27 protein-coding genes and 2 tRNA genes are annotated in these 25,215 nt (G+C 66.4%); 10 read left to right on the forward strand and 19 right to left on the reverse strand.

The genetic code is table 11. The features are described from left to right. Positions 1 to 2: 2 nt before the first annotated feature. Complete coding sequence (locus NX774_RS09595; RefSeq protein WP_258821950.1) at positions 3 to 278, reverse strand: hypothetical protein; 276 nt, start codon at positions 276 to 278, stop codon at positions 3 to 5. A gap of 98 nt (positions 279 to 376) precedes the next feature. Between NX774_RS09595 and NX774_RS09600 the strand changes: the two genes are divergently transcribed. From NX774_RS09600 to NX774_RS09610, 3 genes are all read left to right on the forward strand, one after another. Further along, complete coding sequence (locus tag NX774_RS09600; RefSeq protein WP_258821951.1) at positions 377 to 1,159, forward strand: spermine/spermidine synthase domain-containing protein; 783 nt, start codon at positions 377 to 379, stop codon at positions 1,157 to 1,159. A gap of 116 nt (positions 1,160 to 1,275) precedes the next feature. After that, positions 1,276 to 4,119, forward strand: coding sequence for a bifunctional diguanylate cyclase/phosphodiesterase (locus NX774_RS09605; RefSeq protein WP_258821952.1), 2,844 nt, complete (start codon positions 1,276 to 1,278; stop codon positions 4,117 to 4,119). 74 nt (positions 4,120 to 4,193) lie between these two features. Then, a complete protein-coding gene (locus NX774_RS09610) occupies positions 4,194 to 4,415 on the forward strand; it encodes a hypothetical protein (protein ID WP_258821953.1) in 222 nt (73 codons plus the stop codon). Here the strand turns inward: NX774_RS09610 and NX774_RS09615 are convergent. After that, on the reverse strand, positions 4,412 to 4,783 hold the full coding sequence (locus NX774_RS09615; protein WP_258821954.1) for a hypothetical protein: 372 nt from the start codon (positions 4,781 to 4,783) through the stop codon (positions 4,412 to 4,414). The genes NX774_RS09610 and NX774_RS09615 overlap by 4 nt on opposite strands. A gap of 65 nt (positions 4,784 to 4,848) precedes the next feature. Continuing rightward, positions 4,849 to 4,989, reverse strand: a complete 141-nt coding sequence (locus tag NX774_RS09620) for a hypothetical protein (protein ID WP_258821955.1) — start codon at positions 4,987 to 4,989, stop codon at positions 4,849 to 4,851. Between the two features lie 186 nt (positions 4,990 to 5,175). Here NX774_RS09620 and NX774_RS09625 point away from each other — a divergent pair, with 186 nt between their 5' ends. Next, entirely contained in the window at positions 5,176 to 5,382 is a 207-nt protein-coding gene (locus NX774_RS09625) for a hypothetical protein (protein ID WP_258821956.1), read from the forward strand. 5 nt (positions 5,383 to 5,387) lie between these two features. On the opposite strand, the gene NX774_RS09630 is transcribed toward NX774_RS09625, so the two are convergent. The 3 genes from NX774_RS09630 to NX774_RS09640 form a co-directional block, all read right to left on the reverse strand. Next, positions 5,388 to 5,570, reverse strand: coding sequence for a hypothetical protein (locus NX774_RS09630; RefSeq protein WP_258821957.1), 183 nt, complete (start codon positions 5,568 to 5,570; stop codon positions 5,388 to 5,390). Positions 5,571 to 5,705: 135 nt separating this feature from the next. Then, positions 5,706 to 5,897 (reverse strand): hypothetical protein, encoded by a 192-nt coding sequence (locus NX774_RS09635; protein WP_258821958.1) that lies wholly within the window; start codon positions 5,895 to 5,897, stop codon positions 5,706 to 5,708. Between the two features lie 131 nt (positions 5,898 to 6,028). Next, positions 6,029 to 6,331, reverse strand: coding sequence for a 2Fe-2S iron-sulfur cluster-binding protein (locus tag NX774_RS09640; protein ID WP_258821959.1), 303 nt, complete (start codon positions 6,329 to 6,331; stop codon positions 6,029 to 6,031). A 159-nt stretch (positions 6,332 to 6,490) separates the two neighbouring features. Here NX774_RS09640 and NX774_RS09645 point away from each other — a divergent pair, with 159 nt between their 5' ends. Both NX774_RS09645 and NX774_RS09650 read left to right on the forward strand, forming a co-directional pair. Continuing rightward, a complete protein-coding gene (locus tag NX774_RS09645) occupies positions 6,491 to 7,402 on the forward strand; it encodes a L,D-transpeptidase family protein (RefSeq protein WP_258821960.1) in 912 nt (303 codons plus the stop codon). A 21-nt stretch (positions 7,403 to 7,423) separates the two neighbouring features. Then, on the forward strand, positions 7,424 to 8,122 hold the full coding sequence (locus tag NX774_RS09650) for a M23 family metallopeptidase (protein ID WP_258821961.1): 699 nt from the start codon (positions 7,424 to 7,426) through the stop codon (positions 8,120 to 8,122). A 109-nt stretch (positions 8,123 to 8,231) separates the two neighbouring features. Here NX774_RS09650 and NX774_RS09655 read toward each other — a convergent pair whose 3' ends face one another. The 5 genes from NX774_RS09655 to NX774_RS09675 form a co-directional block, all read right to left on the reverse strand. Beyond that, positions 8,232 to 9,983: a M4 family metallopeptidase gene (locus NX774_RS09655; protein WP_258821962.1), complete on the reverse strand. Its 1,752-nt coding sequence runs from the start codon at positions 9,981 to 9,983 to the stop codon at positions 8,232 to 8,234. A 287-nt stretch (positions 9,984 to 10,270) separates the two neighbouring features. Continuing rightward, positions 10,271 to 10,864, reverse strand: a complete 594-nt coding sequence (locus tag NX774_RS09660) for a hypothetical protein (RefSeq protein WP_370660414.1) — start codon at positions 10,862 to 10,864, stop codon at positions 10,271 to 10,273. 11 nt (positions 10,865 to 10,875) lie between these two features. Continuing rightward, positions 10,876 to 12,063: a zinc-dependent alcohol dehydrogenase gene (locus NX774_RS09665; RefSeq protein ID WP_258821963.1), complete on the reverse strand. Its 1,188-nt coding sequence runs from the start codon at positions 12,061 to 12,063 to the stop codon at positions 10,876 to 10,878. 165 nt (positions 12,064 to 12,228) lie between these two features. Continuing rightward, positions 12,229 to 13,098, reverse strand: a complete 870-nt coding sequence (ypfJ, locus tag NX774_RS09670; RefSeq protein ID WP_258821964.1) for a KPN_02809 family neutral zinc metallopeptidase — start codon at positions 13,096 to 13,098, stop codon at positions 12,229 to 12,231. Positions 13,099 to 13,116: 18 nt separating this feature from the next. Continuing rightward, positions 13,117 to 13,296, reverse strand: a complete 180-nt coding sequence (locus NX774_RS09675; RefSeq protein ID WP_258821965.1) for a hypothetical protein — start codon at positions 13,294 to 13,296, stop codon at positions 13,117 to 13,119. 151 nt (positions 13,297 to 13,447) lie between these two features. Here NX774_RS09675 and NX774_RS09680 point away from each other — a divergent pair, with 151 nt between their 5' ends. Together NX774_RS09680 and NX774_RS09685 are read left to right on the forward strand one after the other, a co-directional pair. After that, the gene (locus tag NX774_RS09680; RefSeq protein WP_258821966.1) at positions 13,448 to 14,389 is read left to right on the forward strand and encodes a methyltransferase; all 942 of its coding nucleotides are present in this window, start codon (positions 13,448 to 13,450) and stop codon (positions 14,387 to 14,389) included. A gap of 70 nt (positions 14,390 to 14,459) precedes the next feature. Then, on the forward strand, positions 14,460 to 15,080 hold the full coding sequence (locus NX774_RS09685) for a pyridoxamine 5'-phosphate oxidase family protein (protein WP_258821967.1): 621 nt from the start codon (positions 14,460 to 14,462) through the stop codon (positions 15,078 to 15,080). Positions 15,081 to 15,089: 9 nt separating this feature from the next. Here NX774_RS09685 and NX774_RS09690 read toward each other — a convergent pair whose 3' ends face one another. From NX774_RS09690 to NX774_RS09710, 5 genes are all read right to left on the reverse strand, one after another. After that, a complete protein-coding gene (locus tag NX774_RS09690; protein WP_258821968.1) occupies positions 15,090 to 17,381 on the reverse strand; it encodes a putative bifunctional diguanylate cyclase/phosphodiesterase in 2,292 nt (763 codons plus the stop codon). Positions 17,382 to 17,383: 2 nt separating this feature from the next. Next, positions 17,384 to 18,016 carry a methylamine utilization protein gene (locus NX774_RS09695; RefSeq protein ID WP_258821969.1) on the reverse strand — a complete coding sequence of 211 codons (633 nt, stop codon included), beginning with the start codon at positions 18,014 to 18,016 and terminating at the stop codon, positions 17,384 to 17,386. Then, positions 18,013 to 18,468 (reverse strand): nuclear transport factor 2 family protein, encoded by a 456-nt coding sequence (locus NX774_RS09700; protein WP_258821970.1) that lies wholly within the window; start codon positions 18,466 to 18,468, stop codon positions 18,013 to 18,015. Before NX774_RS09700 ends, NX774_RS09695 begins: the two co-directional genes overlap by 4 nt. Positions 18,469 to 18,607: 139 nt before the next feature. Continuing rightward, on the reverse strand, positions 18,608 to 18,931 hold the full coding sequence (locus NX774_RS09705) for an EthD family reductase (protein WP_258821971.1): 324 nt from the start codon (positions 18,929 to 18,931) through the stop codon (positions 18,608 to 18,610). A 153-nt stretch (positions 18,932 to 19,084) separates the two neighbouring features. Then, complete coding sequence (locus NX774_RS09710; RefSeq protein WP_258821972.1) at positions 19,085 to 21,220, reverse strand: TonB-dependent receptor; 2,136 nt, start codon at positions 21,218 to 21,220, stop codon at positions 19,085 to 19,087. A gap of 71 nt (positions 21,221 to 21,291) precedes the next feature. Here NX774_RS09710 and NX774_RS09715 point away from each other — a divergent pair, with 71 nt between their 5' ends. Beyond that, positions 21,292 to 22,485 carry a PepSY-associated TM helix domain-containing protein gene (locus NX774_RS09715; RefSeq protein WP_258821973.1) on the forward strand — a complete coding sequence of 398 codons (1,194 nt, stop codon included), beginning with the start codon at positions 21,292 to 21,294 and terminating at the stop codon, positions 22,483 to 22,485. A 199-nt stretch (positions 22,486 to 22,684) separates the two neighbouring features. On the opposite strand, the gene NX774_RS09720 is transcribed toward NX774_RS09715, so the two are convergent. After that, positions 22,685 to 22,774 (reverse strand) — tRNA-Ser (locus NX774_RS09720). 169 nt (positions 22,775 to 22,943) lie between these two features. Here NX774_RS09720 and NX774_RS09725 point away from each other — a divergent pair. Then, complete coding sequence (locus NX774_RS09725; RefSeq protein WP_258821974.1) at positions 22,944 to 23,582, forward strand: CatA-like O-acetyltransferase; 639 nt, start codon at positions 22,944 to 22,946, stop codon at positions 23,580 to 23,582. Between the two features lie 60 nt (positions 23,583 to 23,642). On the opposite strand, the gene NX774_RS09730 is transcribed toward NX774_RS09725, so the two are convergent. Both NX774_RS09730 and serS read right to left on the reverse strand, forming a co-directional pair. Next, a tRNA-Ser gene (locus tag NX774_RS09730) sits at positions 23,643 to 23,732 on the reverse strand. Between the two features lie 84 nt (positions 23,733 to 23,816). Beyond that, on the reverse strand, positions 23,817 to 25,112 hold the full coding sequence (serS, locus tag NX774_RS09735) for a serine--tRNA ligase (protein WP_258821975.1): 1,296 nt from the start codon (positions 25,110 to 25,112) through the stop codon (positions 23,817 to 23,819). Between the last annotated feature and the right edge of the window lie 103 nt (positions 25,113 to 25,215).

Raw genomic sequence — 25,215 nt, forward strand, 5'->3', positions numbered from 1 at the left:
CCTTAAAACTCGTGTTCGACACTGGTGGAGCCGTCGCCCACCTTGCTGGCCCAGGCGCTTGCCCAGTAGGCCTTCTCGGCATCGGTCGGGGCGTCGTGCCAGAACACGATCAGCGTCCCCTTGTGGTCGTGCAGCTGGGTGACCTTGTCCACGAAGGCGGCGCAGCCATCCTGGTCGGCCAGCGCCAGGGCGTAGCCGTACACCCGGTTCAGCCGCTCGATGCGGTCCGGCTCGGTCTGGCTGTTCGTCGCCGAAATCGTGGGGTGGTCCAGGAACATGGGAATTGCCTCCGTGTGGGCTGCGGCGGCCAGCTTATCAGAAACTTATGCTCGGCAACAAGCAGCCGGCCGGGGGCCATTCGCATATACTGCCGGGCATGCCCAGCCCTTCCCGCCCACCCGCCGCCGAGCCTGCCCCGGATCACGCCGCGCCGCTGGTGCGCACCATCGACGGGCGGCGCACGCTGGAGTTCCGGCCCGGCGACGTGCAGAGCGAAATGCTGCTGTGCCGGCCGGACGCGCTGGTGCTGGCCTACGCGCGCGCCATGATGTGCTTTGCGCTGTTCGTGCCGCGCCCGCGCCACATCGTCATGGTCGGCCTGGGGGGCGGCTCGCTGGCCAAGTTCTGCTACCGCCACCTGCCCGGCGCGCGCATCACCGTGATCGAGCTGCGCGCGGACGTGATCGCCCTGCGCGAGCAGTTCCGGGTGCCGCCCGACGACGCCCGGTTCACCGTGGTGCAGGCCGACGCCGCCGCTTACCTGGCGCGCCTGCGCGGCAGCGCCGACGTACTGCTGCTGGACGGCTTCGACCGCGACGGCCTGCCGGCGTCGCTCGGCAGCGCGCGCTTTTACGCCGACTGCCGCGAGGCGCTGCGGCCGGGCGGCGTTGCCGTTGCCAATATATTCAGCTACGACCCGGCGCGGGGCGCCATGCTGGCCCGCCTGCGCCAGGCGTTCGGCGGCAAGGTGTGCTGGTTCGACGGCGTGGCCGGGAACAACCACATCTTCTTTGCCTTGAAAGGCGGGGACGGCGCCGCAAGCGCACGGGCGGCGCGCCGCTTCGCATGGGTCGGCCAGGGCCGCGGCCTGGGCGCGCGCTGGCTCAACTGGCTGCTGGCGCGACTGCTGGTGGTGTGGCTCGCGCATCGTCCAGACTGAACCTGGAACACGATTGCCGCAATTCGTTTGCCCAAGCGGCCGATTTTGTGACAAACTGGCGCGAGTAGTGCCCACCGGCAACGAACAAACTTTTCTACAATGCGCCTGATCGCCCGATGCCCCGTCCACAGCCTTTCAAACTGACCCTAGCGGCCAGCCTGACACTGGGCACGGGATTGGCGGCGTCGGCCGCGCTGTTCATGGCTGCCGTCCATCTGGAGTACGACAACCAGGCGTTCGCATTCGAGCAGCGCGCGGCGCAGCGCGTGGCCGCGGTGCGCCAGGGCCTGAACGACGCGGTCGAAGTGCTGACCGCGGCCAACCAGCTGTTCTCCACCGTGCGCCCGGTCACGCGCGAGCAGTTCCACGACTTCACCACCCCGCTGCTCAAGCGCCACCCGTTCATCCAGGCCTTCAATTATCACCGGCTGGTGAAGGACAGCGAGCGCGCCCGGGTCGAGGCCGAACTGCAGCGCGTGCGCCCCGGCACCGTGATCACCGAAAAACGCGGCGGCGTGCAGCGCACGGCCCCGCGCCGGCCCGAGTACAGCATCGTCCACTACCTCGAACCGATGGCCGGCAACGAACCGGCGTTCGGCCTGGACGCGGGCGCGCATCCGCAGGTGCGCGAGGCGGTCGAGCGCGCGCGCGTGACCGGTGTGGCCGCCGCGAGCGACCTGGTGGAACTGGCGCAGGACACCCGGCGCCAGGCCAGCTTCGAACTGGTGATGCCGGTGTTCGCCGCCGACGGCAGCCTGGCGGGCGACACCGCCGCGATCATCCGCGGGCCCGAGCTGGTGCGCACCATCCTGGCGACGTCCGGCCTGCTCGACGAGCGCAACGTGGAGCTGGCGGTGTACGCCGGCCCGCAGGCCGACCCCGCGCGGCTGATGTTCTCGACCGCCGCGCCGGGCGCGCCCGTCCCGCAGGACAAGCTGGCGGCGTGGCTCGCTCCCGGCTACAGCACGCGCCTCGATCGCAGCTTCATCGTCGCCGGCCGCCACTGGCTGGTCGAGGCGACCGCCACGCCGCGCCCGTTCCTGCCGGACCACCTCGGCTCGGTCTCGATGCTGGTGGGCGGCGTGCTGTTCACCGTCTTGATGACGGCGTTCGTGCACCTGACCAGCGAGCGCGCGCGGCGCGTGCAGCAGCTGGTGCGCGAGCGCACCGCGGACCTCAAGCGCAGCAACCAGCGCCTGGTCGATGACGTGCTGGCACGGCGCCGCACCGAGCGCGCGCTGCAGCAAAGCGAGCAGCGCTTCCGCCAGCTGGTGGCCATGTCGTCCGACTGGTACTGGGAGCAGGACGCGGCCTGCCGCTTCACCAGCATCACCGGCGACTTCAGCACCAAGGCCGGCATCGCGGTCGAGCGCCTGCTCGGCAAGACCCGCTGGGAGTGCGTGCCGGACCTGGACCAGACCGACGAGGGGCGCGCCCACATCACCCGCGTCAAGGCGCACGAGCCGTTCCAGAACTTCGAGTACCAGATCAGGGACGACAACGGCGACACCCGCTGGTTCAGCATCAACGGCACCCCGCTGTTCGACGATACCGGCGCCTTTGCCGGCTACCGCGGCACCGGCAGCGACATCACCGCCCGCAAGCTCACGGAACAGCGCGTGTACCACGTGGCCCAGCACGACGTGCTGACCGGCCTGCCCAACCGTTCGCTGCTGCAGGACCGGCTGGGCCAGGCAGTGGCCTACGCCACCCGCAGCGGCTATCCGGTGTGGGTGATGATGATCGACCTGGACCGCTTCAAGTACGTCAACGACAGCATGGGCCACAAGGCCGGCGACGTGCTGCTGGTGACGGTGGCCGCGCGCCTGCGCGGCGCGCTGCGCGACACCGACACGGTGGCGCGGCTGTCGGGCGACGAGTTCGTGGTGATCCTGTCCGAGCACGCGGGCGAGCCGCTCACGCACGACATCGTGCAGCGCGTGATGGAGTCGGTGGCGCGCCCGGTCATCCTGGGCACCAAGGAGTTCATGGTCACCTGCAGCATCGGCGTGGCCGTGTACCCGAGCGAGGGTACGCCGGCCGACAGCCTGATCGAACATGCCGACATCGCGATGTACCGCGCCAAGAAGCTCGGCCGCAACAACTACCAGTTCTACACCCCGGCGATGAACGAGGAATCGCTGGAGCGGGTGCGCATCGAGACAGCGCTGCGCAACGCGCTCGAGCGCGACGAGTTCGTGCTGTACTACCAGCCGCAGGTGGACCTGTCCAGCGGCCAGATCGTGGGCATGGAGGCGCTGATCCGCTGGAACCACCCGGAGCTGGGCATGGTGCCCCCGGTGCGCTTCGTCGGCGTGGCCGAGGAGACTGGCCTGATCGTGCCGATCGGCGCCTGGGTGATGCGCACCGCCGCGGCCCAGAACAAGGCCTGGCAGGACGCGGGCCTGGGCAGGTTGCGGGTCGCGGTGAACCTGTCGGCGCGCCAGTTCGGCGACCCGGAACTGATCCGCGGGATCGAGGCGGCGCTGGCCGACACCGGCCTGGATCCGGAGTGCCTGGAGATCGAACTGACCGAAAGCCTGTTCATGAGCGACGTGACGCCGGCGGTGGACCTGCTGCACCGGATGAAGGCGCTGGGCGTGAAGCTGTCGATCGACGATTTCGGCACCGGCTATTCGAGCCTGTCCTACCTGTCGCGCTTCCCGATCGACGTGCTCAAGATCGACCGCTCGTTCGTGGCCGACATCACCGACGACGCCAACGACGCGGCGATCGTCAGCTCGATCATCGCGCTGGCGCACAACCTGAAGCTGTCGGTGATCGCGGAAGGCGTGGAAACCGCCGAGCAGCTGCACTACCTGAGCAGCCAGGGCTGCGACGAGATGCAGGGCTACTTCTTCAGCCGCCCACTGCCGGCTGCCGACTTCGAGCAGATGCTGCGCGAGCAGCGCAGCCTGCCGCCGGTGATGTCGCTGGCGGACGAAACCGCCTTCGTCTGAGCGCCGCGTTGTGTGGCCAATCCGGCAAGATTGGCCTACAATGACAAATATCTATTTGGCAATTGAGGTTCGGAATGTCCACCACCGATATTGACCTGACTGCGGTCGAACCGGGCCAGCGGCTGCAGCGCACCGACCTGCGCACGCGCGACCTGATCAACCAGGCGATCGCCTCGATCCCGACGCTCGGGGTGCAGAAAGCGGCCGCCTTCCTGGCGACCATGAACGTGCCGCCGGAAATCGCCGTGCGCTGCCTGCTGCAGCCGCACAAGCGCCGCCCGCCCAGCCACGGCTAGCGCGCGCCGTGCTGGCCGGCGATGTCGGCCAGCGATTCGCGGCCCTTGTCGGTGAGCGTGAAGCCACCCTCTTCGCGCACGGCAATGTGCGACTTACGGCCGAGAAAATGGACGACGTCGGCGTCGAGCGGCGCCAACGGGTCGGCCTGCAGTGCCTGCAGCGCCGCGATGCAGCGGCGCAGGAACAATTCCTGCGTGCCCTTGTCGGTCAGCGCGACACTGCCGTTGCGCGCGTACTGGATCAGCTTGAGCCCGGCCAGTTTCTTGGCGTTACGGCCGACACAGGCGTTGTAACGGTCGGTGCGCGCGCCGCGCCGGATGAATTCGAGCGCGTCGAGTTCGTCGATGGTCAGTTGTTGGTCTTTCATTGCCGCCTTTTCTTCGCAAGGGCGACATCGTACCTGCCCCGCCGCCCGGCGGCAACCACTGGAGCTTAGTGCCAGCCGTGCAACCCGGCCCAGGTCAGCAATCCCGCTGCAAGCACGCCGCAGACCATCGCAACTTGCCAACGACGCGAGCCCAGGAACGAGCTGCGGCCGAGGTAGATTTTATTGTGCAGGGAATTGCCCATCATGTGTCTCCAAGGTGAAGCTGATACTGACTTATAAGTCATTCTATGCATCAAACGATGACGCACTTGTGACGGTTGACACCATCGGCAACTTCTGTAGCCGATAAGCAACACCTGGACTATTGCGCGCCAATCGCCGCCACGGTGCTGCTAGGATGACCTTTATTCATTACGCATTTGGAGCGCAACATGGCACGTCCCCATTCCACCGACCCCGCCCACAAGGGCCGCCCCTACCTCGAGGAACCCGACATCGGCAGCGGCGAGAAAACCCCGGCCCAGGAAGAGACCGAGGAAATGATCCGCCAGATCCCGCCGCTGCCGAGCCGCCAGCACGGCGACCACGGCAACCACCACGGCGGCCAGCCGCACGAGCCGCAGCGCGGCAAGCGCTGAGCGCCTCAGGCCTTGATCGGCGGCTCCGGCATCCTCGGTTCCTGGACCGGGGCGTGGGTCGGGGCCGGATACTCATCCGGCTGCTGGTCTGGCGTGCGGGTCGGCGGCGGCGTTTCGGGGTCGGGCGTCTGGTGGCCGCGCCGCGGCTCGCCTGCAGCCGCGGCAGGCCGCGCATCGCATTTCTTCATGCTCGTCCTTTCTGCCAAGGTTGATCGTAACAATCCCGCTGGCGCGGGCCGTTATCCTGAATCAAGCGGCGGACCTGGCCGTCGCTGCGCCGCCACGAACCGGGCGGCGCGGGCGCAGTCCAGGCCGCCGGTGGTTCAGGAACCCTTCTTGTAGCCTTGCTTGGCACCGCCGCCAGCGCCCTGTTGGCTGCCGGCCTTCTGGCGCGACATGCTGTTCTGGCTGCTCTTCTGCTTGACGCCTGCGCGTTGCTTGGCCTGGTCCTCTTCCGACATGTTGCCGGCGGACTGGCGGCTCTGGCTGCCGCTGGATGCCTTCTGTTTGCTCATGCTGGTCCTCCCTGTTGAAAGAAAAACGGCGCGGCTGCCCGATGGCGGCCCGGCCCGGACAATCGCCGTTGGCAATCAGACTAGCATGGAAGAACTTGGGCAGTTTTCAATCGTGCGCGGGGAAGCGCGCGTCAATCGGGCCAGGCGATGCGGCGCGCGAGCGGGGCGCGCAGCACGACGTCGGTGACCGGCACGGCCACGCAAGGCAGGATGTCGCCCTCGCGCTTTTCGTCGAACGACAAGCCGGGCCACTCGACCAGGTAGCGCACCTCGCCGCTTTCCTTGCGACACAGGCAAGTGCGGCAGGTGCCGTTGCGGCACGAACTGGGAAGCTCGAATCCTGCAGCCTCGGCCGCGCGCAGGATCGGTTCGCCCGCCGGCACGGCAAAGCGCCAGCCGGAGGGCAACAGGGTCACGATAAATTCCTTGCTCATTGCGGCGATTGTAGCCGCTGGCGGCGCCAGGCGCCTGAGTTCGTTCGCGCACAGACCCTTGACGGGCCCGGCACTAGGCTGGACCCCATCGTAGTTTGCAATGGTGACCCTGTGAATCGAACGAAGTACCCACTCCTCTTCGCGTGGCTGGCTGCAAGCTTGCCCGCCCTCGCCCAGCAACTCCCCGCGGCCACGGCTGCGGACAACCAGAACCAGGTCGAGGCCGGGCAGGCCGGCCGCCTGCTGCGCGCCCAGGTGCTGCTGGACCGCGCCCACTTCTCGCCTGGCGAAATCGACGGCGCCTACGGCTCCAACATGCGCCAGGCGCTGGCCGGCTTCCAGAAGTCGCGCGGGCTCCCCGCCACCGGCAAGCTGGACGACGCCACCTTCAACGCACTGAACACCGACGGCGCGCCCACGCTGGCGGGCTACACGGTCACCGAGGCCGATGCGGCCGGCCCCTACCGCCCGGTGCCCGAGGACATGATGGCCAAGGCCGAACTGCCGGTCCTCGGCTTTGCCAGCCCGGCCGAGGCGCTGGGCGAGCGCTTCCACGCCAGCCCTGCCCTGCTCGAACGGCTCAACCCCGGCAAGAACCTGGGCCGCGCCGGCGAGCAGCTTCTGGTGCCCAACGTCCTGGGCGCCGCGCCGCTGCCGAAGGCGGCCAGGATCGCGGTCTCAAACAGCCAAAAGGTGCTGATGCTGTTCGACGCGGCCGGCAAGCAGCTGGCGCAGTACCCGGCGTCCACCGGCAGCGAGCACGACCCGCTGCCGATCGGGAACTGGAAGGTGCAGGGCGTGCTGCAGAACCCGACCTACCACTACAACCCCAAGCTGTTCTGGGACGCTTCGCCGGGCGACAAGAAGACCACCGTCAAGCCCGGCCCGAACAACCCGGTAGGCGTGGCCTGGATCGACCTGTCCAAGCCGCACTACGGCATCCACGGCACCCCGGTGCCGTCCACGATCGGCAAGACGGAATCCCACGGCTGCATCCGCCTGACCAACTGGAGCGCGGCCGAAGTGGCGCAAGTGGTCGCCGCGGGCACCGACGTCGTGCTGGAGGAATGACCCTGACCCGAGGAGGCGCACATGCGATGGCTGCTCACTTTCCTGTTCGGCGTGTTGGTTGGCGCGGGTGCTCTGTTTGCCTGGCTGAGCCAGTTGCCCCCAGCGCAGGCGCCCCAGCCGGTGGTGACGGCGACCGGCCATGCGCTGCCGCCACCGCCGCCGCAGGGCGAACAGGTGCGGCTGGCCGACCCGCCGAAGATCGAGCCTGACCTGACCGAGGCCGACCTGCCGCTGCGGCCCGACCCGGTGACGGCGACCGTGCTGGCCACGGTGCCCCGGCTGGCAAGCGGCGGCGGCAAACTGCTGGTGCCGGTCGAAGGCGTGAAGGCGAGCGACATCAGCGACACCTTCGACCAGCAGCGCGGCAGCGCGCGCAAGCACGAGGCACTGGACATCATGGCGCCGCTAGGCACGCGCGTGCTGGCGGCCGGCGACGGCAAGGTGGTCAAGCTTTTCAAGAGCAAGCCGGGCGGGCTGACGGTGTACCAGTTCGATCCGGAGGAAAAGTACGCCTACTACTACGCGCACCTGGATCGCTATGCGGAAGGGCTGAAGGAAGGGATGACGCTCAAGCGCGGGGACCTGGTCGGCTACGTGGGCAGCACCGGCAACGCGGACGCGAAAGCGCCGCACCTGCACTTTGCGCTGATCGAGCTCACGCCGGAAAAACAGTGGTGGAAAGGCACCCCGGTGGACCCCTACCCGCTGCTTGAACGGTAGGGTGGGCAGCTTGTCTGCCCACGCGTTCAGAGCACGCCTGCAATACCGCCGGCCTGCGAGCGTGATTTGAACGCGTGGGCAGGAAGACCTGCCCACCCTACCCTTACCGCTACTGGCTCTCGTCCACGTCCGCGCCGACGTTGATCGCCGCGTAAGCGCGCTGCACGGCAATCGCCTCCTTGCTGCCCTTCCCGTACAGTTCCTCAGCCGATTCCACCATCTTGTTACGCGCATCGGCGTAGTTGGTGCTCGAGGTGAACTTGGTGGTGTTGGCCTTGAACCAGATGCGGTAGGCCTTATCCAGCCCGATGCCGCTCATCGCACCCGGGTTCTTCACCAGGTATTTGCTGTACTGGTCGCTGTTCTTGTCCGCGTTCGAGCCCTGCGACAGGAAGTAGAACATGCGGTTGTTCGGCCCGCTGCTGTAGTGGACGTCGAGCCGCTTGATCGAGGTGCTCCATGCGTCCGGGCTGCTGCCGTCCTTGCTCGGCTTGTACATCCAGCGCAGCGGCGTGCCGTTCTTGCTGATCTCCTTGCCCATCACCCAGTCGTTGCCGGTCAGCGGAACGGTGTCGCCCTTGCCGCCCGCGCGCGCGTAAGCTTCCACCACTTCGCCGTTGATGTCCGAGCTCGATTCGTTCAGGCCGCCCGATTCGCCCGAATAGGTCAGGTTCGAGGTGGCCGCCGTCACGCCGTGCCCCATCTCGTGGCCGATCACGTCGTTCGAGCCCAGGCTGTAGAACATCGAGCCGTCGCCGATGAACATGCAGCGGCAGGTGTCGCTGTAGTACGCATTGTCGTAAGCGGTGTTGACGTGGGCGGCGATGTAGGTGGCCGTGTCATGCCCGTCCAGCGACAGCCAGCCCATCACGTTCTTGAGCGTGTCGTAGGTGTTCATCAGACCCCACATCGCGTTCACCGCCGCGGTCTGGCCGTTGGCGTTGGTGGTGCTGCCGCCTTCGACGTACTGCTTGCCGTCGCCCCAGGTGTTGGTGCTGTTGGTGTAGATGAGGCCAGCGCTGCTGCCGTGGTTGGCGTTGGTGATCGCCATTGCGCCATACGCGCCGCCCTTGCCGCGCGTGCTGTCCTTCATCTGGTAGGCGCCGTTCACCAGCGTGGTGCTGATCGGGACCTCGCCGTTGTACTGGCTCTTGCCCACGCCGATCACGGTCTGCAGCATGTTCCACTGGTCGATCACGTGGGCGTCCTTCGCGTTCACCACCGTGTCGCGGTACACCGGCTTGTCCGCCACCACCGAGCGGGTGTGCACCAGGTAGGCCAGCTCGTAGTGGTCCACCACGTCCTGCACATCGAGCGCGTTGAGCTCGGCCTCGGGCTTGTTGGCGGCGGCGGGCAGGCGCTCGGTCTTCATGACCGGAAAAATGATCAGCTCCGCGTTCGGCGGGGCCAGGTGGGTGGCGCCCGGGCCCACCGAAGCCAGCGCGGCGTCGATGGCCGCCTTGGACGAGATCGCAGGCTTGACGTCGATGTCCACGCTGGCGCCGGGTTTGCTGCCGAGCTGGCTGCGGCGATCGGACGCGGATTCGCTCACGATGTGCCCCGTGCCATCGACCACCACCACCGATTCCGAACCGAACACCGGCACGCCCTTGTAGGTATGCTGCACGCGCACCACCTGCGTGCCCTGCACGCCGGGATGCTGGACCTTGACCGCGAAACCGTGGTTGGCATCCAGGCCGCGGCTGGCCAGCTGCTTGGACAGCTGCGACACCAGCGACGCCGCCGCCTGTTTCGACTGCAGCTGCGGCGCGCTCATCATCGGCGCCGCCGCCGCCCAGCCGCACACCGACAGGGAAAGCGCGCCGAGCGACGCGGCCAGCAGGGTTTTACGCATGTTCATGGTGACTCCTCGTTGAAGTGGTCGGCGGGCCGCCGCCTTGCGGTATCCGTTCTCAGCGCACAAGCGAGCTGGGCACTTTGGAAGTTTGGACGAGCTTCAACGGAAGGGTTTGCTCAAACGCAAAAAGCCCCGCGATCGGGGGAACCAATCGCGGGGCTTCTAGTTCGTCGTCCCCGCGCAGGCGGGGACCCATGGACAGTATCCGGGAACAACGGCAACCGTCAGTCTGGCTCAGCATGGGTCCCCGCCTGCGCGGGGACGACGGTTTGCTGGCGAGCGAGTGCGGGTCAACGCCGGCTGCGGCGGCTGCTCATCAGATACCAGGTGGCGCCGGCCAGCGCGGTGACGATGGCCGCCTTTTTCACCAGTCCGGCCGGGTTGTGGCGCATTTCGGCCTTGATGCCCATCTCGCCCAGCACGTTGGGCACGTGGCCGTGCGCCAGGTCGTCGACGATGCCTTCGACCACATTCACGCGGTCGGCCAGCAGCAGCATCAGCCAGTGGCGCAGGTCGTTCTCGGTCTGCCGGTAGGCGGCGCGCCGGATCATGCCGGACAGGCCTTTGGGCGGCTGCGCGGTGCCGAAGATGGGGGTGATTCCCGGCCGCTCCGGCGAGCAGAACACCTCCACCGTCTGGGCCTGCTGCACCGGCTGGCCCGGCTGCGGGTCGATGAAGCGCGGCGGCGTGTGCTCCATCGGCACAGCCGGGCGGTTCTTGCGGTCCAGGTCCGCGCCCCAGCCCTGGATGTGCTGCAGCTGTTCGCGCGACGGCCGCTGGCGGTCGAGGTGGAAATCCATCTGGCGGTCGTAGTCCACGTGGCCGTGGTGGTGCGGGTTGTGGCGCTGTTCCGCCTGGTCGTGGCGGGCGATCTCGTTGTCCATTCAGTTCTCCTTCAGTGCAGGATGCTGCTCGCCGTCGTGCGCGCAATGCTGCCTGCGCGCGGCGGGATCAGGACCGGCTTGATGCACTCATCGAGCTTGCTGGAGAAGATATGGTAGGCGTCCGACACCTCTTCCAGCGGCACGCGGTGCGTGATGATTTCCTTCGGGTTGAGGCGCCCGGCGCGGATATGCTCGATCAGGTGCGGCACGTGACGCTTGACGCTGGCCTGGTTCATGCGCAGGGTCAGCCCCTTGTTGACGGCGTTGCCGATCGGGACCGCGTTGAAGGTCGGGCCATACACGCCCACGATCGAGACGTTGCCGCCCTTGCGCACCGAGTTGATCGCCCAGTGCAGCACGGTGGCGGCGCCCGCCTGCAACATGGTCCAGCGGCCGGTGATGGTCTGCGCCATGCTGCCAGATGCCTCGCACCCGACCGCGTCGATGCACACGTCCGCGCCCAGCCAGTCGGTCATCTTCTTGATGTGCAGCGCCATGTCCTTCACTTCGCGGAAGTTGATGACCTCGCACTGGGCGTAGCGCTTGACGAACTCGAGCCGGTATTCAAGGCAGTCCACCACGATCACGCGACCGGCGCCCATCAGCCAGGCCGACTTGGCGGCGAAGATGCCGATCGGGCCGGCGCCGAAGATCACAACCGTATCGCCCTCGCTGATGTCGCCCATCTCCGCTGCCTGGTAGCCGGTCGGCAGCGCGTCGGTCAGCAGCACCGCGTCGTCGTCCTCGATGTCGTCCGGGATCTTGTACGGCCCCACATCGGCCATCGGCACGCGCACGTATTCGGCCTGGCCGCCGTCGTAGCCGCCGGTGGTGTGCGAGTAGCCGTAGATGCCGCCCACGGCGGTGGCTTCCGGATTGGTGTTGTGGCAGTTGCTGTACAGTTCGCGCTGGCAGAAAAAGCAGGAGCCGCAGAACAGGTTGAACGGCACCAGCACGCGGTCGCCCGGCTTGAGCGTTTCCACCGCCGAACCGACTTGCTCCACCACGCCGACGAACTCGTGGCCGAAGGTGTGGCCGACGCGGGTGTCCGGCACCAGCCCGTGGTACAGGTGCAGGTCGGAACCGCAGATGCAAGCGCGTGTCACGCGCACGATGGCGTCGCCCGGATGCTCGATCACCGGATCGGGCTTGTGCCCGACGCGAACCCGGTACGGGCCGCGGTAGTTCATTGCCAGCATAAATTCCTCCTCCTCAAACGTTTGTGGGAAGCAAAGCGCCCGCGCGGGGCGCGAGAAACCAAGGTAGGGCAAACAGTCGCCAATAGCGATACGCGCACGGAAAGGAACAGTCCGTTTTGGCGCGGTTTCCTCAAAAAGACGACGACCGGGTTGCGGGAAGCCTGCTTACAGTTGGGAAGCGCCGAACGTGTCGCACTGGCGCACGTCGCCGCTGTCGATGCCGCGCTTGAACCAGCGCACGCGCTGCGCCGAGGTGCCGTGCGTGAACGAATCCGGGACCACCACGCCTTGCGACTGGCGCTGCAGCGTGTCGTCGCCGATGGCGGTGGCCGCGTGCAGGGCCGATTCCACGTCGCCCTGCTCCAGGATGTTCTTCGCCTGGTTGGTGCGGTTGCCCCACACCCCGGCAAAGCAGTCGGCCTGCAGCTCGACCCGCACCGACAGCGCGTTGGCCTGCGCTTCGTCCATGGCCTGGCGCTTGCGGTCCACCTTGTCCATGATGCCCATGAGGTTCTGCACGTGGTGGCCGACTTCGTGCGCGATCACGTAGGCCTGCGCGAACTCGCCCGATTCGTGGAAGCGCTGGCGCATCAGGTTGTAGAAGGCCAGGTCGATATACACGTGCTGGTCGGCCGGGCAGTAGAACGGTCCGGCGGCGGTGCGTCCGGTGCCGCAGCCGGTGCGGGTGGCGTTCTCGAAAATGGTGAGTGTGGGCGGCTTGTAGGTGCCGCCGTGTTCGCGGAAGATCTCGGTCCAGGTGTCCTCGGTGTAGGCCAGCACCGTGCGCACGAAGCGGGTCTGCTCGTCCTCGGGGCCGGTGCGCTGCTGCGGGGCCTGCTGGACCGTGGGGGCGCCACCGCCGGTCAGCAGGTTCAGGATGGTGCCGGGCGAGACGCCGAAGAACCACGAACCGATCAGCGCAATGACGATCGTGCCGATACCGACCGAGCGTCCGCCGAAACCGAATCCGCCTCCCCCGCCCTGCCCGCGCAGGTCCTCGACGTTGCTGCTTTCGCGATCACCTTCCCAGCGCATCGATACCTCCCGCCCGGCCTAGCGGCCGGTTGACCGCTTCAGGTGGCTGGCGTCCAGGTTCTCGCGCGCGTCCTTGGTGCGCAGCTCCTCCTGCTCGGCAAGGCCGGTACGTTCCTCGTCGTGCCGCTGGCGTTCGTGCCGCTCGCGCTCGAGCTCGATGTCGATGCGGCTGCTGGGCGTATGCGCAATCGTGTTCATGTCCGATCCTCCCGGGTGAGTAAGCCTTTCAGGCAGTATGGCCAAGTCCGCAGTCGCGGTATGTTCGAATGTTCACACAATCGCCGATTTGGGCGCGATTCGGTTCGACGCCGTACAGATAGCCCGCCGGCAAGCGCGCATGCTGGCCGGCATGCCACTCGACATCCACGACCCCGACGCGCTGGTCCAGCTCGGCCGAGAACTGTCCGCCCAGGGCTACCGCTTCACCACGGTGACGCCGGCCACGCACCGCCGCGTCAACGCCCGCGCCGGGAACGCAACGGCCAGCGACCTGCGCGGCGTATTCGGCTGGAGCAGGCCGTTTGCCGACACGCTGCTGCCGCCCTCCATGTGCACGCTCATGCGGCGCGCCAGCGTGCTCGTGCAGGCGGCCGACGGCTGGCGCTCGGCGGTGCGCGCCGCCACCCTGGGCCAGCAGCTCTACTTTCACTCGGCCTTTCCCAGCGCCGGTCGCGATGCGGTGTTCTTCGGGCCGGACACGGTGCGCTTTGTCGCCGCGGTGCTGGGCGGCCTTGCCAACTTGCCGGCCGCGCCACGGCGCATCATCGACATCGGCTGCGGCGCCGGGCCATGCGCCATCGAACTGGCGCTGCGCTATCCGCACGCCGAAGTGATCGCCGCGGACGTGAACCCGTCCGCCCTGGCACTTGCGGCCATCAACGCCCGGCTGGCCGGGGTGCCGCACGTGCAGCCCTGCCGCAGCAGCCTGCTGGACGACGTGAGCGGCGACTTCGACCTGGTCGTCGCAAACCCGCCCTATGTGCTCGACAGCCAGGGCCGCACCTACCGCGACGGCGGCGGCCTGCACGGCGCGCAGCTGTCGGTGGAGCTGGTCCATGCCGCGCTGCCGCGCCTGCGCCCGGGCGGCACGCTGATGGTGTACACCGGCGTGGCCATGACCGGCGCGGACGATCCCTTCCTTCAGGCGATCACGCCGGCGCTAAAGCGCCATGCGGCCAGCTGGACCTATGGCGAGCTCGATCCGGACGTGTTCGGCGAACTGCTCGCACAGCAGGGCTACGAGGACGTGGAGCGCATCGCGGCGGTGTGGCTGGTGGCGTCCAGCGCCTGAGCCGGTCCTGTGACCAAAGCGCCGACTTGCTGTACAGTTGGGCGTGAGACGACAACCACGGGAACCACACGTGAGCAGCCCCCACCAGATCACCACCCAAGAGGCGCTCGAAAGCCTCTACGGCACACCGGCCGCGCCCTCGATCCGCAAAGAGGTCGATTACATCCACCCGCACTACCGCGCCTTCATCGAGGCCGCGCCGTTCGTGGCGCTGGCCACCAGCGGCGCCGATGGCCTTGACGTATCGCCGCGCGGCGACCCGGCCGGCTTCGTGCACGTGCAGGACGCGCACACGCTGCTGCTGCCCGACCGGCGCGGCAACAACCGCATCGACAGCCTGCGCAACATCGTGGCCGATCCGCGCGTGGCGCTGCTGTTCCTCATTCCCGGCATTGGCGAGACCCTGCGCGTGAACGGGCGCGCCGAGATCCTGGCCGATCCGGCGCTGCTGGCGCGCTTTGCGTTCGAGGGCAAGGAACCGCGCACGGTGCTGCGCATCCACGTGGAGAAGGTGTTCTTCCAATGCTCGCGCGCGATCCTGCGTTCGCGCCTGTGGGACCCGGCCGCGCAACTGGAGCGCTCGGCCCTGCCCAGCACCGGCACCATCCTCAAGGACCTGAGCGGCGGCGAAGTGGGCGGCGAGCAGTACGACGCCGAGCTGCCGGCGCGCACGCGCGCAACGCTGTACTGAGCGGCCGTATCAGGCGGTGGCCGGCGCGTTCGCGCTGAACGACGCGATCCAGTCCGGCAGCTTCTCGGCCGGCATCGGGCGTGCGATGCGGTAGCCCTGGCCGACGTCGCAATCATGTTCGAGCAGCCAGCGCATCTCCGCGTCGGTCTCGATGCCTTCCGCAACCACGGACAAGCCCAAAGCATGGCCAAGCATGATGGTGGACTGCACGATGGCCGAGTTCTTCGGCGACTGGTCGATCGCGGTAACGAAGCTGCGGTCGAGCTTGAGCTCATTGACCGGCAGGAGCTTGAGGTAGGCAAGCGAGGCCTGGCCCACGCCGTAGTCGTCGATCGACAGCTTGATCCCGAGCGCCGCGAAGTCCGCCAGGTGCGCCATCGCCAGCGCCGGGTCGCCCATCAGCGCGCTCTCGGTAATTTCCAGGCACAGGCGCTCGGCCGGCACCCCATAGCGCTGCAGCGTCTGGCGCACGCGTACTGACAGGCCGGGGTCGAGCAGGTCGAGCGCGGACAGGTTGGCCGAGACGGTGATGTCGATGCCCGTCTCCTGCCATAGCGCCAGCTGCCGGATCACCGCGTCCAGCACCCACGGCGTGATCTCGCGAATGAAGCCGGTCTGCTCGGCGAACGGGATGAAGCGCCCCGGCGGGATCATGCCGCGCTGCGGATCGAGCCAGCGCAGCAGCGCTTCGGCCGCGACGATGCGCCTGCTCTTCAGTTCGAGCTTGGGCTGGTAGAACACGGCAAACTCGCCGCTGGCCATCGCGCGGCGCATGTCGCCGATCAGGGACAGCTGCTCCGGTTCCGGTTCGGCGCCGCTGTCCTTGGCAAACGCGATCGCGCGGTGGCTGCGCTTGGCCTCGGCCATCGCCAGCTCTGCCCGGCGCAGCAAGGTGCTCGCATCCACGCCATCCTCGGGGTGCAGCGCAATGCCGAAGCGGCCCGAGATATCCAGCCGCTGGCCGTCGAGGGTGATCGGGTCGGACAAGGTCGCCAGTACCGCGCCCGCGAACTCCCTGGCCGCGTCGCGGTCGGCGCCGCGCAGCAGGAAAGCGAACTGGTCGCCCCACAGGCGCGCCACCATGCCCTCGTTCGGGACCAGCTCGACAAGGCGAGCACCGATCGCGCGCAGCAGGCGGTCGCCGACCGGATGGCCAAGCGCGTTGTTAATGAGGGCGAAACGGTCGATGTTCAGCACCGCCACCGCCCCCCGGCTGCCGGCCGGTATCTGGGCGAAGGTCTCGAGGAACCGGGTGCGGTTCGGCAGGTCGGTCAGCACATCGACGTACGCAAGCCGCTTGATGCGCTCTTCGCGGCTGGCGATCCCATCACGCATGTGCGCAAAGCTCGTTGCGAGCTGGCCGATCTCGTCACCGGGGAGCTCGGGCAGCTGCTGGCCGTAGTCGCCCTGCGCGATGCGGCGCGCGGCGTCGGACAGGTCACCCAGCGGCCGCACGATGCGCCGCGCCAGCATTGCGCTGCCGGCCGCAAAGACCACGCAGCCGGCGCCCACCACCATCAGCAGCTTGGCCAGCAGCACGCTGAACGGCGCCTGCACCTGCGCCACCGGCAGCTGCAGCACCGCCTCGATGTCGCCATCCAGCGGCATGTGCATCGTCTGGTACAGGTCGCCGCCGGTGAACGATTTATCGAAGGCCGCCCGTTGCGCCGGCTCGGCCGAGCTGGCCAGCAGCTGCTGTGCGCCGTCCTGCACCCGCACGATATGGACCTGGACACCCGAAATCTCGGCCACGTCGCGCGCCCAGCGGTCATCCACCCGGAAACCCATCGCCACCCACGCGATGCGCGCCGGCGCCATGATCGGCACCAGCACCACCTGGTACAGCTGGCCGTTGCGCATCTGGCGAAAGCCCGCGCTCTTGCCGGACGCCTCGGCCGCCGACAGCAGCAGCGGGAACGGGAAGCTGTCGCCGGGCGCCGTCTCGCGCTGGGTCGAGGCGATCATGCGGCCATCGGTGCCGGCCACCATCATCACCTGCGCGTTGATACGGCGCGCGTGGTTGCCGATCACCGACCGCACGGTCGGCTGGTCCTGGGTCGCGATCGCCTCGCGAAAGGCGAAATCGCCGGACAGCACGGTGGCCGCCGTTTCGAGCTGGTGCTGGTTCTGGTCGAGCAGCCGCTTGAACACCTTGGCGCCCAGCGCCAGTTCGCGCCGCGCCTCGCTGCCGACGATGGCCTCGCTGCTGGTGTGAACCAGCGCCAGCACCAGGCCCATGACCAGCACCAGCAAGCCCACGAAGACAATGACGATGCGGCGCCGGAGCGAAGTCGATGCCATGGCTAGTAGCTATCCGCGTCCTCGGTGCGCGGCTTGCGCTCGCGCGCTTTCACGTCCAGGACGAGCTTGAGCGGCGCGGGCGTGGCGGCAATCTCGACCTCGCGCGCGGCCTGCTGCGCCTTTTGCAGCGGATGCCACAGCTGCAGGCGGTAGCGCCCGGGGGGCACGTTCGCGATCAGCGCCTTCCCATCGGCCGTGGTCTTGGCAAAGTATGGCGACTCGACCACTAGCACGTAGGCCTCCATCCAGTCATGGATATTGCAGCCGATGACGACCTCGCCCGGCTTGTCGAACACGACCGGCTGGCCGGGTCTGCCGGCATACAGCTTGATCTCGAAGCGCTTGGGCGCGGAGAAGGAATAGACGTGGTGCCTGATCGTGTCGTTGTTCGGGAATTCCACTGCCGTGCCGGCCTGGACCACCGTGACGTAAGGGATGAACTCCTTGCCGCGCTGCTCGATGGTCGCCCTTGCGCCCGGCCGCAGGCGCGATGGCGTCAGCGGCTCGAGCACCACGGCCGCATCGGCGACGGGCTGGCCGCCGGGACTGCTCACATGTGCTTCCACCGTGCCCGCGCGTGCCTGCCCCGCCAGCGCCAGCAGCAACGCCAGCGACAGCGCCCGGGCGCGCCTCATGGCTCGATCTGCAGGGCCGGTGCGATCTGCCACACCTCGGTGGTCAGTTCGCCTTCGCGATAAGTCAGCACATGCAGGACCTTGAGCGGCAGTTTGCCGCCGTACTCGGCCTTCGATTCAACCGAGGTGCCCTTGGGGTTGGCGTATGCGGCGGCCTTGCCGAATTTGGCGGGACGCGGCTTGCCGTCGTTGGCGGCGATGAACTTCTGCCAGACGGTGCGGATCGCCTCCTTGCCGTGGTAGCGGCCGTCGAGCGGGCCACCGACCCACTCCATGTAGGCGTCGTCGGGATAGTCGCGCATCAGCGCATCGAGGTCGCCCGCCGCCACGGCGTCGAGGTGGGCGTGCGCCTTGGCCTCGTCCACGGGCCCGGCAAGGGCCGCGCCGCCAAACCAGAACGGCAGGATCGCCATCGCCAGGATCGAGGAATACTTCTTGAGATTCCAGGTCATCGCACGCTTCTCCTTGAGTCGCATTGAACCTTTAAATAATACCTCGGAAACAAAAAGACGTTCTACTCAGCAAAAAAGTTCTACGGCCTCTGTCCGAGGGTGGAATGACAGCTTGAACCGCGACATGCGAAATGAACGACTACTGGGCAATGAGTACTTGGTTGAATTGAATTACGGGCTCGATGTCTGTGTAGTTGGGCATATCGCCTTGAAGTACAGGTGCGTTTGGCATGAAGGCTGCCAGAAAGTCTTCGATGGAGGCGAAAAGGAAGTGGCACATCGCGATGTAGGTCGGTTCTGATCCTGGGACTGCACCACCGAGCCCATGCTCAACAGAGACGCCCTTGAAGCCGGGGTGCGTACCAAGAAGTTTGATGGACATCGGCATGTGGGTCTCGACGTAGTAAGAAATATCGAACCGCGCGCCTTTGTTATTCGGGTAGAGGATGCTGATTCTTACCATTGATGCCCTCGAAAATGCTGATAAAAGAAATGCGAGCTAAGCCGTAACGGGAGAGGCCCAGCGCAACAGGCTCCTAGTGCATCCGATGATACACGGAAACAAAAAGGAGGTCTGGTGCGATCGAACCCCACCCGCCGACGATTTAACCCAGGCTCAGAAAACGTGGCTGAGGCTCACCGACAATGTGCGTCCGCGCCCCGCATAGGTGTTTCCGGCATCGGTGGCCGCGGCCGATTGCGAGTAGTAGCCGACATACTGGCGGTCGAACAGGTTCTCGACCGCCACGCCGAGCTTGCCGTATGCGGTCTCCCAGTTCGACGCCAGGTCAACCAAGGTGTAGCCCTTGAAGTGCTCTTCCAGGTTGCTGGTTCCCACCTTGCGGCCAATGTTGATGTCGCGGTCGAACAGGTGGCTTGCCTGCACGCGCAACTGCGCTTTCGGTTGCCATGCCCAGTTGGCGCCGAGCACGGCCTTGTTCGGCCCCTGGGAACGGGCGCCCAGGTCCAGATCAAGCGGTGCACCCTGGGTAGCGGCGGTCTTGCCGTCTGTCACGGCATAGCTGCCGAACAGCGACACGCCGCGCTGCGGCCGCCACTCGCCGCTCAGTTCCCAGCCCTTGACGACGGTCGGCACCCGTTCGACCAGTCCCACGCCGGCCGAATTAATGCGTATCACGCTACCGAGTTCGGAGCGCGAGTCGTAGCGCGAGATGCCGACCTGGCCGGAACGGCCGCGCCAGTTCACCCCGATCTCGTGGTTGCGCGTCACGATCGGCTGCAGGCTGATGAGGTTCGAGACCGACTGGCCGGGCGTATTTACACCGCGCAGCACCAGGCCCGCATCCGGCAGGCCGAAGCCCTCGGAGCGCGATACGAAGGCCGACCACGAAGGCGCCAGGCGCCACACCGCACCGATGTTCTTCACCGATTTGGAGAACTCGGCCGAGCCGCCCTGCACCAGCTGGTCGCCGTACGCCGCCAGCGTCCGGTAGCTGTCCACGTGCAGCGCAGCGTTCTCGTGGCGCACCCCGCCGCGGACCGTGACCGCGCCGAGCTCGTATTCGAGCTGGGCGAACGGCGCATGCGAGTCGAACTTCAGCTCGGGCACCCAGGTCCGGTCGGTCATCGCCAGCCGCTGCAGCGTATGGTCGCGCAGGTAGTCCATCCCGACGGTCAACTCCAGCCCCTGCACCAGCGTGTCGGGCCGCACGTAGGTCACGCGCGATCCCCACTTGTTGGCCACGATGTGCGACTGGTCCCACAGCGTGCCTTTCGGCGCGATGCGCACGTCCTGGAACGTGGCCACGTTGGTCGCCCCGTAGAGCGACTCGAAATGGTGGCGGAACAGCTGCACGGTGAGCGCGCCGCCCGCCAGCTCGGCGTGGCGATAATCGACACTGGCGCTGCGTACCTTGTTGCGCGGGGGCGCACCGGGCGCCGTGCCGCGTACCGAGCTGGTCGGGACTCCCTCGGCCACCACGCCCGGCTCGTTCTTGTAGTCGCCGTCGCCGGCCATGTCGAAGCGGTTCAGCTCCACCTGCAGGCGCTGGTCGCCGAAGCTCTTGCCGACCTTGAGGAACAGGTCGTTGGCATGGCTGTCGAGCGAATCGCCCTGCACGTTGTCGATGCCAAGGCGGCGGCCGTCGCCATCGTAGCCCATGCCGCGCTGCTGCACGCTCGCGTAGCCCAACAGGTCGAACAGGTCGGACTTGTGGCTGACCGAGTAGCCGGTCTTCCAGTCCAGGTTATCGGCACGCAGCTGGCTTGCCAGGCGCACGTTCACGCCATAGCTGGTGCCGTTCGCGCGCGGCGTCTTGGTGATGTAGTTGATGATGCCGCCGGTCGCGCCCATGCCCTGCATGGCCGAAGCGCCGTTGATGACCTCGATGCGCTCGATGATCGCGCTGTCGGCAAAGTAGCCTTCGCGCATTCCGGCACGCAAGGGGTTGGACTGCGGGATCCCATCCAGCAGGATCAGCGGCTGGCGGCCGCGCAGCGACTCGCCGGTGGACGTCATCTTCTGGCGACTCGGCGCGTAGCCCGGAATGTAGGTGGCCAGCGCCTGCGACGGGTCGTCCGCGATCTGGTACTGGGCCGCCAGCTCCTGCTGGCTGATCACCGATACCGCGCCCGGGATCTTGTCGGCAGCCTTGGCGGCACGGGTTGCGGTGACGACCACCGACGCAACAGGTTCCTGGGCGGCGTCGGCCTGGTCCTGGCTCCACGCCGGCCCGACAAGCATGTTGCATGCGGCAGCGACAGCGATACAGATGGGTTTCTTGTTCTTCATAAGCGTAATAGTTTTCCGAAAGCAAGCTATAATGCGAATGATAACGATTCCCAATTACCGAAGCAATATAATTGAGAAACATTCTCATTTACGCAACGAACTTCCCTTCGATGAAAAGATATGTCCGCCTCGTTCACCTCTGGACCGGCCTGATTTTTGGCACCATCCTCGCGCTGCAAGGGCTCACCGGCACCTTGCTGAGCTGGCGCCACGAGCTTGATCGGGCGCTCAATCCCGGCCTGCTGCATGTTGCTCCCCCCGCCGGGATGCAGGATGGCGCACCATTGCGGGTGTCACCGGCAACGGCCCAGGCCGCATTCGATCGGCTGGCCGCTGACGCGCGTTACGGCCGGCCAAACATGCTGATGTTTCCCGAGCGTGCCGGCGACGTCTTCATCGCCTGGTACCGCCCTGCCCCTGCGCCCACCTGGACGCAGGGCGTGACCCGGCAAGTCATGCTTGATCCCGCGACGCTCGCGGTCACCGGCGAACGCAACTGGGGCGAGCCCGGCCTGACGCGGGCGTTGCTGATGCCGACCTTGTTCCACCTGCACCGCTACCTGATGGCGGGCGAAGGGGGCAAGGTGGTGGTAGCGATCGAAGGAGTGGCACTGGTGCTGGCCGCGCTGAGCGGGGTGATCGTCTGGTGGCCCAGGATGGCGGCGGCCGCGATCCGCCACGCGTTCACCGTGCGCTATGGCGGGTCCTGGCCGCGCCTGAGTTTCCAGCTCCATCGGACCGCCGGCTTTTTCGTCGCGCCGCTGTTCGTGCTGTCCGGCTTTTCGGGCGTGCAGTTCAACAAGCCGGACTGGGTGGCGCCGGTGATCCGGCTGGCAGGACCGGCCGCGCCAGCCGGCAAAGTGCTCAACCGCAGCGCGCCCGCACAGCCCCGCGTTACCCCCTCCGCCGCATTGGAACGCGCACAAGCGCAATTTCCGCTGGCCCGCATCTCGCGCCTGACGCTACCCGCAAGCGCGAAACAGCCCTACGAAATCCGGGTGCGGCAGGACGGCGAGCTGCGGCAGGGAGACGGCGCGACCCGCATCAGCGTGGACGCCGGCGACGGCTCCGTACTGCGGGTATCGGATCCCTTGCGCGCCACGGGCGCGGAGGGTCTCGTCAGCACGCTCTTCCCGCTGCACACGGGTGAAGCATTTGGCCTGGCGGGACGAGCGTTCATCAGCTTCTATGGACTGATGCCGTTGGCGTTCTTCGTCACCGGATTGGTGGTGTGGATGAAGTTCCGGCGCGGGAAGCAGAAATAAAAACAGATCCCGGAAATGAAAAAAGCTCCCGGTGGGAGCTTTTTCCGAATATTGGCGGAGAGGGTGGGATCGCCTACATCCTGCAGGCCGCCCGGGCGCAAGCATGCGCCCGTCTTCGAATCCCACGCGCGAGCCAGGCAGCTGGCTCGCTCCTCTCCGGAAAAGAAAAAAGCTCCCGGTGGGAGCTTTTTTCGAATATTGGCGGAGAGGGTGGGATTCGAACCCACGGTACGGTCACCCGTACGCCTGATTTCGAGTCAGGTACATTCGACCACTCTGCCACCTCTCCTGCTTGGTCGTCTCCCGACGGGGTAACGTCGAGAGCCACGCATTATAGCAGCCCCCGCCGAAATTACCAGTATCTTTTGAGAAAATGTTAGAGCGAAGGCAGCCTGCATCCTGCTCGGCCCTGCCCTGCTGTGAGACAATCCTCCGCTTTGTCACAACAAGAAAAACAGATGCACAAGTTTGAACAACGCCGCGACCGTTTCGAATTGTTCGACCGTATGGAGAGCCCGGCCCTGAACATTACGTTCACGCTTGAGCTGCCGGATTTCCGGCCATGGTGCAAGGCGCAGGGGCTGCCGCCATTTCACGTGATGCTGCGCTCGGTGCTGCGCTCCGTGCTCGCGATTGAGAATTTCCGCTACCGCATTTTCGAAGGCGAAGTGATTTGCATCGACCGCCTGATCCCGTCGTTCACCGTCACCAACCATAACCAGGACCTGAACTTCGCCCTGTTTGACTGGGCGGATGATTTGCGCGAATTCGTCGCGCGCGGCCAGGCGGCACGGGACGAAGCAGCAACCATGCTGGGCATGAACCAGAAATACCGCCAAATGACGCCGCGGGAGGCCAAGGACCAGGTTTTCGTCACCTGCATCCCCTGGCTTGATTTCACGTCGATCCAGCATCCCACCGCCTCGCTCGCTTCACCCGATATCCCATCGCTGGCCTGGGGACGCTTCAAGGATGCGCCGAACGGCAAGCTGCAACTGCCGTTCTCGGTGCAGGCACATCATGGATTCGTGGATGGGTATCACATTCACCTGCTGGGGCAGCAGATTGCGGCGGAGCTGGCGCAGGTGATAGGCTGACATAAGCCATTCCTGCCCTCGAAATAAAAAAGCTCCCGGCGGGAGCTTTTTCTTGAAACTTGGCGGAGAGGGTGGGATTCGAACCCACGGTACGGTCACCCGTACGCCTGATTTCGAGTCAGGTACATTCGACCACTCTGCCACCTCTCCAGGTATTCATTCGGTCGTTTTCACGAGGAAGCGAGATTATAGCAGGCTCTCGCAAAAACGGAAGAGCCTGCGCAACTCGACCGGTCAGGCCGCCGGTACCAGGCGCTCCAGCCCACCCATGTACGGGCGCAGCACTTCCGGAATCACCACGCTGCCGTCGGCCTGCTGGTAGTTCTCCAGCACCGCCACCAGCGTGCGGCCCACCGCCAGGCCCGAGCCGTTAAGCGTATGCACCAGCTCTGGCTTGCCTGCCGCGTTGCGGAAGCGTGCCTGCATGCGGCGCGCCTGGAACGCTTCGGTATTCGACAGCGACGAGATCTCGCGGTAGGTGTTCTGCGCCGGCAGCCACACTTCCAGGTCGTAGGTCTTGGCGGCCGAAAAGCCCATGTCGCCGGTGCACAGCGCCACCACGCGGTAAGGCAGGCCCAAGTTCTTCAGGATCGTTTCGGCCTGGCCCACCATCTCTTCCAGCGTCTCGTACGATTTCTCCGGATGCGCGACCTGCACGAGTTCGACCTTGTCGAACTGGTGCTGGCGGATCATGCCGCGCGTGTCGCGACCGTAGCTGCCGGCCTCGGACCGGAAGCACGGCGTATGCGCGGTGATCTTGATCGGCAGCGCGTCGAGCGCAACGATCTCTTCGCGCACCATGTTGGTCAGCGATACCTCGGAAGTCGGGATCAGGTAGAAGTTCTCACCCTCGCCTTCAACGCCGCCCTTCTTCACCGAGAACAGGTCGGCCTCGAACTTGGGCAGCTGGCTGGTGCCGTACAGCGACTCGGCATTGACCATGTAAGGCGTGTAGCACTCGGTGTAGCCGTGCTGCCCGGTATGGGTGTCGAGCATGTACTGGGCCAGCGCGCGGTGCAAGCGTGCGATGCCGCCTTTCATGACCGAGAAGCGCGAGCCGGTCATCTTGGCCGCGGTGTCGAAGTCCAGGCCCAGCTTTTCGCCGATATCGACGTGGTCCTTGATTTCGAAATCGAAGGTGCGCGGCGTGCCAACCTTGCGCACCTCGACGTTCTGGGTTTCGTCGACGCCAACCGGCACCGACTCGTGCGGCAGGTTCGGGATCGTCGACATGAACTTGGCCATGTCGTCCTGGACCTTGGCCAGCTTGACTTCGTTGGCCTTGAGCTCGTCGCCCAGGCCGGCTACTTCCGCCATCACGGCCGAGGTGTCCTCGCCTTTGCCCTTGAGCATGCCGATCTGCTTCGACAGCGCGTTGCGCTTGCTCTGCAGCTCCTCGGTGCGCGTCTGGATGGCCTTGCGTTCGCTTTCCAGCGCGTTGAAACCTGCGACGTCCAGCTGAAACTTGCGGGTGGCAAGACGGGCCGCGACGTTATCGATGTCCTTGCGGAGAAGTTGAATGTCTATCATTGTCGGTTGGACTGGGCGTATGTCGAAAGCGCAATTGTACCAAGCCGACAGAAAATCCTAGCGAGATTCGACAAGGGGCCCCTTGCCGCACGCTGGATAAGCC

Source organism: Massilia agilis (assembly GCF_024756255.1).
In the GTDB taxonomy this organism is placed as follows: domain Bacteria; phylum Pseudomonadota; class Gammaproteobacteria; order Burkholderiales; family Burkholderiaceae_D; genus Telluria; species Telluria agilis.

Bases quoted from the DNA above. Each gene is read 5' to 3' on its own strand.
- NX774_RS09595 (WP_258821950.1), bottom strand. From the start codon at position 278: ATGTTCCTGGACCACCCCACGATTTCGGCGACGAACAGCCAGACCGAG.
- NX774_RS09600 (WP_258821951.1), top strand. From the start codon at position 377: ATGCCCAGCCCTTCCCGCCCACCCGCCGCCGAGCCTGCCCCGGATCAC.
- NX774_RS09605 (WP_258821952.1), top strand. From the start codon at position 1,276: ATGCCCCGTCCACAGCCTTTCAAACTGACCCTAGCGGCCAGCCTGACA.
- NX774_RS09610 (WP_258821953.1), top strand. From the start codon at position 4,194: ATGTCCACCACCGATATTGACCTGACTGCGGTCGAACCGGGCCAGCGG.
- NX774_RS09615 (WP_258821954.1), bottom strand. From the start codon at position 4,783: ATGAAAGACCAACAACTGACCATCGACGAACTCGACGCGCTCGAATTC.
- NX774_RS09620 (WP_258821955.1), bottom strand. From the start codon at position 4,989: ATGATGGGCAATTCCCTGCACAATAAAATCTACCTCGGCCGCAGCTCG.
- NX774_RS09625 (WP_258821956.1), top strand. From the start codon at position 5,176: ATGGCACGTCCCCATTCCACCGACCCCGCCCACAAGGGCCGCCCCTAC.
- NX774_RS09630 (WP_258821957.1), bottom strand. From the start codon at position 5,570: ATGAAGAAATGCGATGCGCGGCCTGCCGCGGCTGCAGGCGAGCCGCGG.
- NX774_RS09635 (WP_258821958.1), bottom strand. From the start codon at position 5,897: ATGAGCAAACAGAAGGCATCCAGCGGCAGCCAGAGCCGCCAGTCCGCC.
- NX774_RS09640 (WP_258821959.1), bottom strand. From the start codon at position 6,331: ATGAGCAAGGAATTTATCGTGACCCTGTTGCCCTCCGGCTGGCGCTTT.
- NX774_RS09650 (WP_258821961.1), top strand. From the start codon at position 7,424: ATGCGATGGCTGCTCACTTTCCTGTTCGGCGTGTTGGTTGGCGCGGGT.
- NX774_RS09655 (WP_258821962.1), bottom strand. From the start codon at position 9,983: ATGAACATGCGTAAAACCCTGCTGGCCGCGTCGCTCGGCGCGCTTTCC.
- NX774_RS09660 (WP_370660414.1), bottom strand. From the start codon at position 10,864: ATGGACAACGAGATCGCCCGCCACGACCAGGCGGAACAGCGCCACAAC.
- NX774_RS09665 (WP_258821963.1), bottom strand. From the start codon at position 12,063: ATGCTGGCAATGAACTACCGCGGCCCGTACCGGGTTCGCGTCGGGCAC.
- ypfJ (WP_258821964.1), bottom strand. From the start codon at position 13,098: ATGCGCTGGGAAGGTGATCGCGAAAGCAGCAACGTCGAGGACCTGCGC.
- NX774_RS09675 (WP_258821965.1), bottom strand. From the start codon at position 13,296: ATGAACACGATTGCGCATACGCCCAGCAGCCGCATCGACATCGAGCTC.
- NX774_RS09680 (WP_258821966.1), top strand. From the start codon at position 13,448: ATGCCACTCGACATCCACGACCCCGACGCGCTGGTCCAGCTCGGCCGA.
- NX774_RS09690 (WP_258821968.1), bottom strand. From the start codon at position 17,381: ATGGCATCGACTTCGCTCCGGCGCCGCATCGTCATTGTCTTCGTGGGC.
- NX774_RS09695 (WP_258821969.1), bottom strand. From the start codon at position 18,016: ATGAGGCGCGCCCGGGCGCTGTCGCTGGCGTTGCTGCTGGCGCTGGCG.
- NX774_RS09700 (WP_258821970.1), bottom strand. From the start codon at position 18,468: ATGACCTGGAATCTCAAGAAGTATTCCTCGATCCTGGCGATGGCGATC.
- NX774_RS09705 (WP_258821971.1), bottom strand. From the start codon at position 18,931: ATGGTAAGAATCAGCATCCTCTACCCGAATAACAAAGGCGCGCGGTTC.
- NX774_RS09710 (WP_258821972.1), bottom strand. From the start codon at position 21,220: ATGAAGAACAAGAAACCCATCTGTATCGCTGTCGCTGCCGCATGCAAC.
- NX774_RS09725 (WP_258821974.1), top strand. From the start codon at position 22,944: ATGCACAAGTTTGAACAACGCCGCGACCGTTTCGAATTGTTCGACCGT.
- serS (WP_258821975.1), bottom strand. From the start codon at position 25,112: ATGATAGACATTCAACTTCTCCGCAAGGACATCGATAACGTCGCGGCC.